This window comes from Microcoleus sp. D3_18_C4 (assembly GCF_036702355.1).
Classification (GTDB): domain Bacteria; phylum Cyanobacteriota; class Cyanobacteriia; order Cyanobacteriales; family Microcoleaceae; genus Microcoleus.
Genome location: NZ_JAUBTF010000003.1, coordinates 157,725 through 173,404 on the forward strand (window position 1 = coordinate 157,725; position 15,680 = coordinate 173,404).

The 15,680-nt window shown below is 44.5% G+C and carries 9 protein-coding genes; 8 read left to right on the forward strand and 1 reads right to left on the reverse strand.

The window, feature by feature from the left end; translation table 11 throughout:
* Positions 1–1,805: 1,805 nt before the first annotated feature.
* Positions 1,806–1,925: a transposase gene (locus tag QUA90_RS30395; RefSeq protein WP_445300087.1), complete on the reverse strand. Its 120-nt coding sequence runs from the start codon at positions 1,923–1,925 to the stop codon at positions 1,806–1,808.
* A gap of 865 nt (positions 1,926–2,790) precedes the next feature.
* On the opposite strand from QUA90_RS30395, the gene QUA90_RS02475 reads away from it, so the two are divergent.
* The 8 genes from QUA90_RS02475 to QUA90_RS02510 all read left to right on the forward strand — a co-directional run bounded on the left by QUA90_RS02475 (position 2,791) and on the right by QUA90_RS02510 (position 15,679).
* Positions 2,791–3,654, forward strand: coding sequence for a calcium-binding protein (locus QUA90_RS02475; protein ID WP_333443714.1), 864 nt, complete (start codon positions 2,791–2,793; stop codon positions 3,652–3,654).
* 118 nt (positions 3,655–3,772) lie between these two features.
* Positions 3,773–3,943, forward strand: coding sequence for a hypothetical protein (locus QUA90_RS02480; protein ID WP_333443717.1), 171 nt, complete (start codon positions 3,773–3,775; stop codon positions 3,941–3,943).
* Entirely contained in the window at positions 3,933–6,716 is a 2,784-nt protein-coding gene (locus tag QUA90_RS02485; RefSeq protein ID WP_333443719.1) for a tetratricopeptide repeat protein, read from the forward strand. The genes QUA90_RS02480 and QUA90_RS02485 overlap by 11 nt, the downstream gene beginning before the upstream one ends.
* Before the next feature lie 24 nt (positions 6,717–6,740).
* Positions 6,741–10,832: a tetratricopeptide repeat protein gene (locus tag QUA90_RS02490; RefSeq protein WP_333443721.1), complete on the forward strand. Its 4,092-nt coding sequence runs from the start codon at positions 6,741–6,743 to the stop codon at positions 10,830–10,832.
* Positions 10,825–12,717, forward strand: coding sequence for a tetratricopeptide repeat protein (locus tag QUA90_RS02495; protein WP_333443723.1), 1,893 nt, complete (start codon positions 10,825–10,827; stop codon positions 12,715–12,717). The genes QUA90_RS02490 and QUA90_RS02495 overlap by 8 nt, the downstream gene beginning before the upstream one ends.
* Before the next feature lie 179 nt (positions 12,718–12,896).
* Positions 12,897–13,538, forward strand: coding sequence for a Uma2 family endonuclease (locus tag QUA90_RS02500; RefSeq protein WP_333327864.1), 642 nt, complete (start codon positions 12,897–12,899; stop codon positions 13,536–13,538).
* 233 nt (positions 13,539–13,771) lie between these two features.
* Positions 13,772–14,506 (forward strand): glutathione peroxidase, encoded by a 735-nt coding sequence (locus tag QUA90_RS02505; protein WP_333327867.1) that lies wholly within the window; start codon positions 13,772–13,774, stop codon positions 14,504–14,506.
* Between the two features lie 201 nt (positions 14,507–14,707).
* Positions 14,708–15,679, forward strand: coding sequence for a sodium-dependent bicarbonate transport family permease (locus QUA90_RS02510; protein WP_333229160.1), 972 nt, complete (start codon positions 14,708–14,710; stop codon positions 15,677–15,679).
* Position 15,680: the final 1 nt, after the last annotated feature.

Sequence of the window (15,680 nt, forward strand, 5' to 3'; positions counted from 1 at the left end):
CAAAAGTTTTTGGAATGATACTGCGACATCTAAAAAAGACGTGATATCTTGGATAGCCTTAATAATCGGCCCTCTGGTTTGGCCTGTTGTTCTGCCCCTATCCCTTTTGCAAATTACCAGCAAAAAGTCTGTGGTACAAACAGCTCAATGCGAGCAAGAGTTATTATAAATTGTGGAAGTAACTGGCTTCAACACACTCGCTTATCTCTTCCTAAATTATTCGGCCTGCATCGCTCCTGGCAGCGAGTAATTTATCTTGTTTCATTGTAAAAAAAATGCAGCGAGAAGGTAGAATCCCCTAAAAATTCTGAATCCTAAAACAGTATTTTTTACCGCTATCAAATTCTGCCTTCTGCTTTTTGACCCCGCCCAAAAACGGCTACAAGTTTCCGACAGGAGTCGGCTGCTGCCCTAAAATTGAGGCTTTTCTTCAAGCTCTCCGATTCCTCTGTGGAATAAATCTCAAATCTCAAATCGTTCAACTGAGCGAGATTGACTCACCGCTCGCCGAAGGTCTCAGGCCGAAGTATCCAATCGACTGAGGCCTAATTTTCTGTCACATCGTGAATTAATGGTGCGGATCAGTCAAAATTGTTCAGGCAAAATTGTCAGACTCAAATTATCGGACAGCGACCATAATTTTTTTACCCAAAAAGTATTTACCACCTCAACCAAGCTCAAAATTAATATGCAATCTAACATGGCCTGTTGCTTGCAAAAATATAACTTCAGACATATTTTTGCAAGCAACAGGTCAACTTAAGAATTTTCATTACTTCCGGCCACTGCGTACCATTAATCGAAGGTGGGAAAATCCTGGCGAGGCGTGGAAAAACAGCTAGGCTCTTTGCCCTGTAAGCTTTTCCAGCTCCCTTTTTTCAAATCGTAGTAGCTCTAAACAGGAAATTGTAGAGTTCGTATGCGCCCAAAATTCCTAACTCTTACCGCAGTTAGATAGACAATTCAAGGCAGAGACCGCAATATGAAATAGGCAACAAAAACTGTTTCACATCTCAAGTAGGACTTATTTTTGGCGATCGGGCATCAGGAGTGTATAACGCGATCCAGCTAAATTTTTAGAGGTACGAGATGTTTGGGAACTTCTAAAAAAAAGTGCCGTCACGGTATCCAAATTAGTTATTTGCATAAAAAGTAGGAGTCAAAATGAACAAAGTATCTGAGAAACCAATTTATAGAGTTCTTAATCTATTGTCGCTGTTAGGGCTGACCTACTATGCAGCTACTTCCATCAATTATATTTTCGAGAGTGACGCTCACATCTATAGGTACGATAGCCAGAGCAATTCCAACGCGTCACCAGCGCAACTTGCAGCACACCGCTCTGAATAAATAGTAGAGATTTTATCTGAATGAATGCCGAACCAAATTTCGGGAAATTTGCTAATCGCTAATGATCAGCTCGAAGTTAACAACAATTAGTAAAAAAGTTTTTCCTAAAAACTTAAGATTTTCACTCACAGGTATTAGCCCTCGAATGGGGAGCATCTCACTTTTGCAGCCAAGCTAGAAATTGGAGTTGGGAGGCAGAAGGCAGGAGGCAGGAGGAAATAGGAAGAAAGAAGGAGCCAGAAGAAGTGTTTTTACAAAAATGAGATGCTCCGGATCGGATGTACCACAAAAATTAACTGTTTAATGGGTTATCAAAAAAGACCAGAGTGATGAAAGGATGGCCAAGCATTTTCATCATTAAAAGCATTAATAGCTTTAGTAATCGCTTCATCAAGAACATTTGAAGGTGAATACGCTTCAGGACGGAAAATCGCTTTGATTTTTGCCCACTACAACTAGATGGGAGATAAATCCGGCGAGTATCGAGGTAAGAATTTTACTGGGGAGCCGATAGATACGATCAAAAAATTGACGGCTTCAGCATTATGAACAGGTAAATTATCCATAACTACAATTGTGCCGACCCATAACTGCGATTCATCTGTGGACTAAATCTAAAATCTAAAATTTAAAATCTAGTGACAGTACCGTCACAAATCTACCGACCCACCGTTCGTCCCAACTTCACCAAAAGACGATCGCTGCATTGTCTGATGATCCGGATGGATGTGGATCATGGTTGAAATGATGGATTGTGGTTGAAAAACAGGGTTTTTTAGCCAAAATCTTACATTGAGCGTGACTGATTTGGCTGGAAACATCCAGGTGATGAGACTCAAAAGCCTCTCCAGGACTGTGTTGGGATGCACTTTTGATTAAATACGACCTCCAGCGTGCGTCGGCTTGCTGTGAAAGCCAGTTAAAAAATTTTGATTTCTGGGGAACTCTAGGGGAAAATCTAAAGTCTGGTCAACTACAGTGTACTTAAAAGAAATCGCAGCTTAGTTCCAGCCCCATTGCGGGCGATCGAACTCTCCGGCGATCGAGAGTGCCAAGGGCCCGGTGCAACTTCTCAATCTTGAGAGCATACTCCCATTAAAAATGGTCTCTGTGTATCTTCCGGGTATTGTTTTAATAATGACTAGCCATATCGATGGTCATTATGGTAAACTCGCAAACGTTTAACTGGAATATTTTCGTGTTAGAGGAGGCAGTGGTGGAGTCGAGAGTCAAAAGCAGGAAACAACCGAGATTTGCTGCTCAACGAATACAGGATTCAACTCGCGCTCCGAGGCTCGCTGCTGACAATTTAAATTACATGACAGCTTATAGCAGCCGGGTAAATTAGGGTCTCAACCGATGTCCGGTTTCATTTATTGAATCCCTTTGGAGGGAAAAGTGTATTGTAGAAAAATGATTGATCTTTTAGGAGGAGTGTAAATGACACAGGTAACAAATCCAACACAACCAGCAAGTTCACTACCAGGTGGTGGTGGTGGCGGTGGCTCAACGGTTATCGGCATCACTGGCGCCAACAGGTTGAACGGCAGCGAAGGCAGCGATATTATCCTGACTTTTGGGGCCGCAGATGTCGTCTCCGGTGGCGGTGGCGACGACCTGATTATTACCGGAGGCGGAAATGACAGTATCGGCGGCGGCAGCGGCAACGATAATATCTTTTCAGGCAGTGGCGCCGATGTGGTCGCTGGTGGCACCGGCGACGACCGGATCTTTGCTGGTAAAGGGGATGACCTCGTAGACGGCGGTGATGGCAATGACTTGGTTTCTGGCGACAACGGCAACGACACCGTACTCGGCGGATCGGGCAGCGATACAGTCTTTGGTGGCCGAGGCAACGATATTGTCGATGGCGGCGACGGCAACGACACTGTCTACGGCGGTAAAGACAACGATACTGTCAATGGTGGCGGTGGCAATGACTTTATCTCTGGCGACAGAGGAAGTGATGTGCTGACGGGCGGTGCTGGCAGCGATACGTTCTACTTCTTCTCCAGCGGTGGCGATTATGGCGTAGACACGATCACTGACTTTACCCCAGGCGAAGATAAGATCCGCTTGAAGCAGGGCGGTGTGTTCGCTGGTTTGGGTAGCAGCTTCGAGGCAAGCGAGTTTGTCGTCGTTTCTAATTTCAACGCAGCTACTCCAGGAGCAACCACGACCAACAAGTTGGTCTACGACCCAACAAGCGGTGCGTTGTACTTCAACGGCGCCAGCGGAGTGCTAACTATTGCTCAGTTGCAGCCTGGCCTGACAATTACGTCGAACAACTTCGAGTTGTTCTAAAACAACTGGCTGTTGTGGGGCAGCACCGGATAAGATTCGGGGCTGTTCTCACAAAGGCGGTAGTTTTAAAGGATTTCAACCTCACTCTGCCACCAGCGGAGTGAGGTTGAAATCTTAAATGCAGGAAATGAAGCAGGGGCAGTTAAAAAAAAGTCGATCGACAGTTATTGATAAAATTAATCGATCGCCCGATCGGGCAAAATATAAATACAAAGTTTTTAAATTACAATTTCTAGGTTTTACTGAAGCGGTAAAGAAACCGCAACTGCTGGCTAGCAATGAGCACTGAAGAATATATCCGGCAAGCCAAAATTTATTTGAACCGGGGGAAGTTAACTGAGGCGATCGAGTTTTGCAAAAAGGCGATCGAACTTCAACCATTTTCGCCCTCGGCTTACACGACTTTAGGCGAAATTCTCGACGCTCAAGGCGATCCGACGGCGGCAAGAGACGCTTTTGTGCAAGCTTTGGAGATTTCGCCCCAGTTTTTTCTGGCTCATGCTTATTTGGGTCAACTTTACAGCGACTATGCGTGGCTGGATGAGGCGGTTTTTCACTATCGACAAGCTCTGGATTTGAAACCAGATTGGGCTGAAGTTCATTATAACTTGGGAAATGTTTTTCACAAGCAGGGTAATTTGTTGGGGGCGATCGACTGTTACCGCAATGCGATCGCCCAAAAACCGGATTATCTCGATGCTTTATACAATCTGGCTGTGGTTTTAGATGAAAATAGTCAGCTCGCAGCGGCAATGGATACCTACCGACAGGTGATTGCCGTGGCGCCGGATTACGTGGAAGCTTACAGCAATCTGGGTGTGATTTTGCTCAAGGACGATCGCGCTGCTGAGGCGATCGAAGTTTACCAGCGGGCGATGGAGATTAAGCCCGATTGGGCGACGCTGCACAATAATTTGGGTCAAGCCTTGCTGGATAAAAGTCCGGAAAGGGCGATCGCATTTTACCTCACAGCTATTGAGTTGGAGCCGGACATGGTTTTGGCTCACTATAATCTGGGGAAAGCGTGGCAATTACAGGGGGAACATTCGGCGGCGCTTGCTTGTTTCGATCGGGCGATCGAGATCAATTCTGACTATATTTCGGGCTATACAGACGCCGGGTTTTCTTTGATGGTTTTGGGCAAAATTGCTGAAGCCATGCCTTATTTTGAGCGGGCAATAGCTCTGAAGCCTGATTTTGTTGAAGCTTACTGCCGCTTAGGAGACAGGCGCAGAGTTGCGGCGGTAGAAGATGATGAATTCTCAAGGGCGATCGCTGCGTGCGATCGATTTCTCACAGCATTGATGGGAAGGAAGAAGGAAGAAGGAAGAGAGAAGAAGGAAGAAAAAGAAACTATTCCCAATGCCCAATGCCCAATGCCCAATGCCCAATTACCAATTGCTAAAATTTGCGATAATTTAGCCGAAATTTACTTGCATTTGGGAAATGCTTTAACAGAGTACGGCGGGCACGAATCTGCCACCACTTATTATCAAAAAGCTTTGCAAATTCAGCCCAAAAATGCAGAGCTTTACTGGCGGGTGGGAAATTCCTTAGCCCAGCAACAGCGCTTGGGCGCAGCAATTGCAGTTTACCGCATGGCTTTGACGATTCAACCTGCTTTACCGCAGGTTTATTTTGAGTTGGCAAAACTGCTGGAAAAACAGGGGCGCTGGGAACGGGCGATTGATTATTATCAAAAAGTTTTAGAGCTGCAATTGCACGGGTATGGGGAGCAGAAAGAATGGCAAAAAAAGAGTTTTATCTTGCCAGATAACACTTCTATAAAACCTCCTTACGGTATTTATTTATCGAGTTGGGATTGGCTAGTTAATGCTAAGTTGGATGCTGATAATTATGTGGAAATATTTTGGAAATCGGCACCAGAAGCAAGTGCAGAAAATATTCCGAATTCCCAATTTGCGATCGCTAATTCCAAATTGGCTAATTCCGATTGTGCCGGGTTAACTTGCGGGCTGTGTTTGCAGCGACTTTCTAAGTGGTTCGATCCGGTGCATTTGGGTTGGGGAGTTTGCCGTTTGTCCAACTCGCAACCGATACCTGTGGAGGCGCCCAAGACTTTTGTGGCAGCAATTCCTAACGGGCGAGTTTGGATTGTTCCACAGGAAAATTATTGGCTGATTTGTAAGGCGATCGCTGTAATTACTCCTGACAATTATTTATTGGCTGATGTGTCGAGAGATTATCCGGGGTTTTTGCCGGGATGCGAAAAGCATGATGTTAGAAAACACAGCGTTTTTCAGTTAGAATCCTTTCCAGGTGTAAAGCAAATTGACGGCAGCGTGGCGGTGCTTTCTGGTTTGTCGGGAAATGTCTATTTTCACTGGATGGTTGATGTTTTGCCGAGGATAGAATTGCTGCGGCATAGCGGTAGGAATTTGGCGGAGATTGATTGGTTTTTGGTGAATAGTTGTCAGCACCAATTTCAGCGGGAAAGTTTGAGAATTCTGGGCATTCCCGAAGAAAAAGTCTTGGAGAGCGATCGCTTGCCTCACATTCAAGCAACCGAGTTAATTGTGCCGTCTTTTGCGGGATATTTGGGCTGGCCTTCTGGGTGGGCGATGGATTTTTTGAGGCGCGAGTTTCTCAAGGGAATTATACCTAGTTCCAGCTATCCAAAACGCATTTACATCAGCCGCAGCAAAGCAAGATACCGACGAGTTTTGAACGAGAAAGATGTGGTTGAGGTTTTGGAGAACTTTGGCTTTGTTTCTATTTTACCTGAGTCGATGTCTTTGGCAGAGCAAATTGCTCATTTTTACCACGCTGAGGTAATAGTTGCCGCCCACGGCAGCGGCTTGACAAATACGATTTTTTGTCGCCCGGGAACTAAAGTAATTGAGTTGGTGTCGCCTCACTATATCAGCCATTATTACTGGGGAATCAGTCAATATTTGCAGTTGGAACATTACTTTTTAACGGGGGAGGCTTTTGAATGCTATCCTATTAGACAGTTGATGTATCAGAATTCGCTGACTGAGGATATTTTAGTGAACTTGAGTTCGCTGAAAAGGATGGTTGAGGTGGTGGGTTTGAGTTAGTTGGTGTCTGGAGCAAGTTTAATTATGCCCTCGATTGAGAAGATGGAAAAGGCAGCGGTTGATTTGAGTCGGCAAGCAGAAGTTTATTTAGCCGAAGGAAAGTTGAATGAGGCAGTTTCTGCTTGCGAGTCAGCGTTGAAAATTGAACCAAATTTGGCGGCAGCTTGTCAGACGCTGGGAAAGGTGATGCAGGTTCGAGGTGAAATCGAGCAAGCTAAGCAGTGGTATGAAGCGGCAATCGATCGCAATCCAAATTTGCCGGAAGTTTATGCTAATCTCGGCATTTTGTATTCTCAGGAGAAACAGTGGGAAAAGGCGATCGCCAATTGTGAAAAAGCAATTTCGCTAGCGCCGAATTTTGCTGCTGTTTATCGGCAGTTGGCGAGAATTTGGACGCAGTTAGAGAAGCGAGAAGAGGCGGCAGACTGTTGGTATCAAGCTTTTAATATCGAGCCGAATTGGGCAACTGCTGAGGAACACGTCACTCTGGGAAATAGTTTGGTTGAATTGGGAAAGTTCGATCGCGCTATGGAGTGTTATTCGCGCGCAACTAAGTTAAACCCGAAGCTAGCAACAGCTTATCACAATTTGGGGGAAATGCTGATTGGCCAGAAGCGGTGGGATGAGGCGATCGCCAATTACCGACAAGCGATTGCCATCAATCCAAATTCGTTTGAATCTTACCACAGTTTGGGTAAAACTTGGGCGGAGCGAGGAGAATTAGATCGGGCGATCGCCTGTTACAACAAAAGCCTCGAACTCAATCCCAACTACGCTCGTGCTTACGTGGGTTTAGGTAATGTTTTCGCGCAAAAACAGGACTTTGATGCAGCCATTAAATGTTACCGTCAGACTCTGGAAATTAATGATAATTCCTACTGGGCATACAATTGCTTAGGGGACGCTTTGGCTCAAAAACAACTGTGGCCCGAAGCTATTAGTTGCTACCGCAAAGCTATTGCAATAAATCCCAATATTCCGTGGTTTTATGTCAATTTGGGAGTTGCCTTAACCTGCGAAAAATCCTGGGATCAAGCTGTGGCTGCTTACCTGCACGCGGTTCAGATTGAGCCGAATTTGACGGGAATCAATCAGCGGTTGGGATATGTTTTGCGGAAGCGCAGCGAATCGGGTTTAGACATCACAATTGAAACTTATTGTCAAGGTGTAGAGGTACTTGCAAGTGGGAAAATTTACCACAGCTTGCTGGAAATTGAGTTAGATGGAGCAGAGTTTTATATAAATTTAGGCAATAGTTTAGCGAAACAGAAGCAGTTGGAAGGTGCGATCGTATTTTATAGCATGGCACTGCAAATTGAACCCAATGCTGCGGAAGTGGTCGCCCAACTGAATGATGTGCGGGCAAAACAACAGGAGTTATACGCACAAATTGCCGCTTACCGCCACCAAATAGAAATCGAGCCGACTAATTCTAAGCCTTACAACGATTTAGGAAATATTTTACCCCAATTAGGGGAATTAGAAGAAGCAATTATTTGCCACCAAAAAGCGGCGGAATTGAGGGGTTGGGCTGAGTGTGCGGCGAAAGATTATCAATTTACCCAAGATTGGTTTACCCACAATATTCCTATTTGGCAACGGCATTTGCAGGAATTTACCGGAATAGCGGATTTTCAAGTTGTGGAAATCGGCAGTTTTCAGGGAATGTCGGCTTGCTGGCTGCTGGATAATATTTTAACTCATCCGACGGCAAAGATTACTTGTATTGATTTGTATTTTCAACAACATTTTAAGGGCAATATTGTTAAAACGGGAGCAGCGGATCGGGTAATTGAATTAGAAGGTTACTCTCAAGATTTGTTAGTGAATTTGACTTCGGAATATTACGATGTTGCTTACATTGACGGCTGTCACAAACCTACCAGTGCTCTGCAAGATGCGATTTTATCTTGGAGGTTGGTGAAAGTTGGGGGCTTGATGATTTTTGACGATTACGAGTTTACGTTTCCCGACAGCCCGGAGCAAGATACTAAAATTGGCATAGATGTTTTTTTGGAGATGTTTGGAAGTCAGTTAGAAGTGGTACACAAAGGCTATCAACTCATCGTCAAAAAAATCGGCAATCAAAGTTTGGGTGAAGAGCAAACTCTGTTGTCTCTGGGTTGGGAAAAGCTGGGGGATATTGCGGCAAATGCGGGTTATTTGGATGAGGCGAGCGCTCGCTATCAAACAGCTATTAAAATTAAGTCTGGCAACTACTTAACTTACCACAAGTTGGGTAAAACTCTGCAAGAGAAAGAACTATTTGACGAAGCTCGGGCCGCTTACCAACGGGCGATCGCACTAAACCCTAATTTTAGTTGGTCTTACCACTTTTTGGGGGAAACTTGGCAGGCGATTGAGGAACACGGCGAAGCCGCTGCTGCTTACCGCAAAGCTATTGAGTTAAATCCCGATTTTTGTTGGACTTACAACAATTTAGGCGATGTGCTGATGGAGCTTTCTGATTGCGAGGAAGCTGCTGTTGCTTACCGCAAGTTAGTTGAACTCAATCCCGATTTTTGTTGGTCTTACGAGAGATTAGGTAGGGCTGTAGTTGCACTGGAAAATTGGGAGGAGGCGACGGGGGCTTACCGCAAAGCTATTGAATTAAACCCCAATGATTGTTGGCTGTACAATAGTTTGGGGGAACTTCTGGAATTACAAGAAAATTGGCCCGAAGCAGCAGGGGCTTTTGGTCGTGCTATTGAGCTAGAATCTGATCATAGCTGGCTGTACAAAAAGTTGGGTGATGCACTGCGGAAGCAAGGAGAATTGGAAAGGGCGATCGCCATTTACGAAAAAGGCATCAATCTCGATCCAAAATCCTGCTGGTGTTACGAAGGATTGGGTTTGAGTTTCATAGCAAAACAGCAGTGGGAACCTGCAATCACTAATTTAGTTCAAGCCCTGCAAATTAAACCCGATTTGTTTGAAGCTTACGATAATATAGGTTATGCTCTGGAACAACAAGGAGAAGGCGATGAGAGCGATCGGGCAAAATGCAGTAATCAAAATTTACCCTTAAGTATTCTCAAAAAATACTGTGGGTTTACAGAAGATTTGACCGTTGCACCAGAATCAAATCCTAACCTCACCTGCATTGACATCCATCCTGCGAGTCAAATCAATTTATCTGAGTCCAAAACAATCGACAGCAGCCGCAGATTTTGGGAACATCAAAGTCATTCCAGAAAAGCTTTTGTTGCCGTATTGCCAAACGGACGAGCTTGGGCAGATGTTGTGACTACCGCCGTCATTACTTCAGACAATAAGCTTGTTGCTGACATTTCAATGGGTTGTGCTGAATTGGTAATCACTTCCGACAAATTGCCTCCCGCTGAACACGTCGATGGAAATGTGGCTTTTTTATCTGCTCGCTGGGGTGGAGCTGCTTATTTTCATTGGATGTTTGATGTGATTACGCGATTTGACCTTTTGCAGCGGAGCGGATTGATAGAAACTATAGATAAGTTTGTTGTCAATGCCAGTGATTCTTCCTATCAAGCAGAAACTTTAAATAGTTTAGGAATTCCTCAAGATAAACTTTTAGAAAGTCGCTGTAATTTACACATTACCGCCGCTAAATTAATAGTGCCGTCAATATCTTATGACGGCTCTGGGGCGGTTTCTAAATGGAAGTGTGAATATCTCAAACAGACATTTTTAAAGGAACAACAGCCCCTAAATACAGACTATTCAGAGCGAATTTATATCACTCGCCAACAAGCATCATATCGGCAAATCGTCAACGATGAAGAGGTAATTAAATACTTAGAAAAATTGGGGTTCCGCAGTGTCAAGCTGGAAACGATGTCGATAGCGGAACAAGCATCGTGTTTGGCTGCTGCTAAAGTAGTTGTCGCCCCCCACGGAGGGGGGTTGACAAATCTAGTTTTTTGCAGCCCGGGAACTAAGGTGATTGAGATTTTTTCTCCCCTTTACGTCCCGCATTGTTATTGGATGATTAGCAATTTGTGCGGTTTGGAACATTACTATTTAATTGGTGATTTGGTTGATGATGGAACTCCGACCAAACCTTTACATAAAGATATGCAGTTGGATTTGAAATCGCTGGAAAAATTACTGGCTATGGCAGGAGTTTTGCATGGATAATGACTACCACGATTTGGGAAATTCCCTGCAAGAATGCGGTCGTTTTGATGAGGCTGTTGCTGCTTACAAAAAAGCTATTGAACTAAATCCAGACTTTTCTTGGTCTTATCACAGTTTGGGCGATGTTTGGCTGAAACTTGAAAAATGGGAGGAAGCTGTCGCTGCTTACAAAAAAGCTGTTGAGTTAAATCCTAATTTTTCGTGGTCTTATCACAATTTGGGCGATGCTTTGCTGAAACTTCGGCAATGGGAAGAAGCTGCTGCTGCTTACCGCTGCGAGATTGCTCTCAACTCTGATTTTGCTTGGTCTTTTTGCAATTTAGGCGATGCTTTAACTAAACTAAAACTGTGGGATGAAGCTATCGCGACGTATTTAAAAGCTATTGAAATTGATGGAGATTTGCCTGGAATTTACGAGAAGTTGGGAGACGCTCTCGGACAAACAGAGTCTGATTTAAACTTAGTGTTAGAAAAATCTCCATTGCAAATTACACCGGAAAATTGGGAGTTTTATTTGCAGTTAGGAAAGAATTTAGCAAAGTACGATCGCCCAAAAAACGCAATTATTTTTTACCAAACTCTCTTGACATCCATGCCGAGTGGTGGTAATTTATCAACGGAAGTAGAGGAGTTGTTGCAGCAGCAAGAAAAGTGCGTAAGCGTTGCCCTCGAAGAGGATCGCGCATTAGCCTCATCTCGCGCAACTGTCGCCCAAAAACCAGATGATTGCTGGTCTTATTACAATTTAGGTGCTGTTCTGAGCCACCAAAAATATTGGGAAGAAGCGGCGGTGGCATTTTTCCAAGCAATACAAATAAATCCCGATATTCCTTGGTGGTTTTATTACAATTTGTGGGAAGTTTTTCTTAAGCAGAATAAGTTAGATGAAGTTGAGAACTTTTGCCGCGAAGTTGTTGCAGCTAAACCGGAGGCTTTTTGGCCTTATCTGAATTTGGGGGAAGCTTTGACCAGGCAAGGTAAAATTCCCGAGGCGATTGATTTTTATCGAACTGTCAGTTTTAAACAAAGTTTGGCATTTCTTATCAGTAAGAGAACAGGCAAGATGCCTGTTCCACAAGCAGAGACAGGCAAGATGCCTGTGCCACAAGCAGAGACAGGCAAGATGCCTGTTCCACAAAATTGGAACTTAAAACCAGTCAAAGTTCCTAACTTTATAATTATTGGTTCTCAGCGGTGCGGCACGACTTCTCTGTATACTTATTTAGCTCAACACCCGCAAATTTTGACTCCGATTAAAAAGGAGATGGATTTTTTCTCGTGGCACTTTGACAGAGGGATTGATTGGTATTTGGCTCATTTTCCGCCCATGCCTCGGGGAGAGCAATTTGTAACTGGTGAAGCAAGCCCCAGCTATTTTGACTATCGGGAAGCACCGGAACGTCTTTACAGCCTGTTTCCAGAGGCTAAACTGATTGTACTGTTACGAAATCCGGTCGATCGGGCGATTTCTCAATTTTACCGCTTGACTGACTTAAACTGGGAAGCGCGATCGCTCGATCGAGTAATTAGCGATGAAATTGAACGGTTGAATCAAAATCCAGAATACATCATCGGCGAGGAACCGGGGAATTATTTAGCTCGCGGTAGGTACATAGAATTTATTAAAAACTGGCTGGCTTTCTTTCCTAGAGAACAGTTGTTAATTTTGAAAAGTGAAGATTTTTATGCAGGTGCGGCGGCTATAGTCCAGCAAGTTTTAGCATTTTTAGATTTGCCGGAATATCAATTGTCTGAATACCAAAATGCTAATCCTGGTTCTTATCAGCGGGTAAATGAATCGGTTCGCGACAGGTTGAGCGATTATTTCCGACCTTACAATCAGGAATTAGAGGAATATTTGGGGCGGAGATGGGATTGGAAATAAGATATGACTTACGGTTCAAACCGCGCCTATATAAACTTGCACGTGCCTCCGCAGGTTGAATAAAAGGCGATTAAACTTGGCTTGTTCTCTTCAGTCTGCGGAGGCAGACATCGTTTGTGTAGACGCGGTTTCAACCGCCGTCTGCTAAGATTAGAACAACTTGTAAGGAGGTAATACCGATGCTGACGAGCGAGCTAGATACATTACTTAAAGAACAAGCACTCCAACGCCAAGATCCTGAAGATCGCTACCTTACCGATAGCGCCAACTGGGAACAATACGAGACACTGCTGAATCGGATTGGAGATGCGGCAGGATATCGAGTTACTTATTTAGATGGAGTTTTGGAAATTATGTCGCCTTCTCGCCGCCATGAAAGTAGAAAAACTCGCATTGGAGATCTGCTGCTTATTTATTTTGTAGAAGCTGACATCGAATATTTCCCTTTTGGGTCTACAACTCTGCGACAAGAGGAAAAACGTGGCGGTACGGAACCGGATGAAGCTTACTGTATTGGCACAGATAAAGAATTTCCCGATTTGGTAATTGAAGTGATTGTTACCAGTGGCAGCATCAATAAACTAGAACTGTATAGAAGATTGAATGTGCGAGAGGTTTGGTTCTGGCGAAATGACCGATTTTCTATCTACCATTTGCGAGAAGAAATTCCGGTTGAATTCGTGTCCAACTGCGGTTATGAATTAATCACACAAAGCGAATTGCTACCGGGAATTGATATCGATATGTTGACAGAATGTGTAAAAAATCCTCACCCGTTAGCAGCAGCAAAGGAATGGAGACAGAATTGCCGACCTACTTAAACAGCAAGTTTTAAATCTGCTAGCTGTCGCCAAGACAATGAACTGAGTTCGCGCGTGCCGCGAGATTGATTCGGACTATGATTCAAACCGTCGCAAAGACAAGGAACTGAGCTCGCTCGCGCGCGCGCCCAAGTCGGAGAAAAAAACTCGCCTCCCCTTGACAACTCATACTCGTTATGAGTACGCTATAATAAGCAAAGGAATTGAACCCAAGTACCCAAAAATTTAAAATCATGCTGACGAACCAAGAAGGTCAAAGAGTACCCAAAGTCACCTTTCGCACTCGCAAAGACAACGAGTGGGTCGATGTCACCACCGATGATATATTTGCAGGCAAAACCGTAGTAGTGTTCTCGCTGCCAGGAGCTTTTACTCCCACTTGTTCGTCAACGCACCTCCCCGGTTACAACGAATTGGCGAAAGTTTTCAAAGAAAACGGCGTAGATGAAATCGTTTGTATTTCCGTCAACGACACCTTTGTGATGAATGAGTGGGCAAAAGACCAAGAATCAGACAATGTGACGTTAATTCCCGATGGTAACGGCGAATTTACTCAAGGCATGGGAATGCTGGTAGACAAAACAGATTTAGGCTTTGGGAAGCGGTCTTGGCGTTATTCGATGCTGGTAAAAGATGGCGTGGTTGAAAAAATGTTTATTGAGCCAGAGGAACCGGGCGACCCTTTCAAAGTGTCCGATGCCGAGACGATGCTCAACTACATCAACTCCGCAGCAACCAAGCCGAAGCTAGTGTCGCTGTTTACAAAAATGGGCTGTCCCTTCTGCGCTAAGGCTAAGGGAATGCTGAGTCAAAAGGGCTTGGATTATGAAGAAATCGTCTTGGGCCGGGATATCACAACCCGATCGCTCCGGGCTGTGACTGGGGCTACAACAGTGCCGCAAGTATTTATCGACGGCAAGTTGATCGGTGGTTCCGAAGCCCTAGAGTCTTATTTGTCAGTTGCTTAGTTAAACAACAATAACTTAGCCTGCGGGTGCACAGTGCACACCTTCGTTGTAGGGTGCGTACTGTGCGCCTTTGCCGTATTTGGGGGTATTTAGCCCGATCGAGCTTCTGAGTCAAAAGTTCGATCGGTCTATTGATCCATTCTCGTGCAACAATTACTGGGGAAGTAATATTAAAAACGCAACAAATGGGAGTGACCGATCGTGGATTTGAGTTTAGTATCGTCAAATATCTTAAATCCCCCAATATTAGCTTTTTTCATGGGAATGCTGGCCATTTTTCTCAAATCTGATTTAGAAATTCCAGCGCCCATCCCTAAACTGTTTTCGCTGTACCTGCTGTTTGCGATCGGATTTAAAGGTGGCGTCGAACTGTCCAAAAGCGGAATTGACCAGCAAATCGCCCTGACAATTTTGGCAGCGATGCTGATGTCAATGCTAGTACCAGTTTATACTTTTTTCATACTGAGAATCAAACTCGACTCCTACAATGCTGCCGCGATCGCAGCCACCTACGGTTCCATCAGCGCCGTCACATTTATCACCGCAACCTCCTTCCTCACAGCACAGGGGATCGACTTTGACGGTTACATGGTAGCCGCGCTAGCATTAATGGAATCCCCAGCAATTATAGTCGGTCTGATTCTAGTCAGTGTATTTGGTGGGGAAGAAGGAAAACGCGAAATAGTTTGGCCCGAAGTGTTGCAAGAAGCATTCCTAAACAGTTCAGTTTTTCTGCTGATTGGCAGCCTAATTATGGGCGTACTGACAGGAGAACATGGTTGGGAAGTTATGAGTCCGTTTACTCAAGACTTGTTTTACGGAGTTCTGACTTTTTTCTTGCTAGACATGGGGCTGGTTGCTGCTAGCAGAATTAAAGATTTGCAAGAAGCAGGAATTTTTCTGATCGGCTTTGCAATCCTAATTCCCATAGTCAACGCAGTAATTGCTTTGGTAATAGCCAAATTAATCGGAATGCCGCAGGGAGATACTTTGCTGTTTGCCGTATTGTGCGCGAGTGCTTCTTATATAGCAGTACCAGCAGCCATGCGCCTAACTGTGCCCGAAGCTAATCCAAGTCTTTACATTTCAACGGCCTTAGCAGTGACATTTCCATTTAATATCATTGTAGGCATTCCCCTGTATCTATACGGAATCAATATGTTTTGGAGGTGAG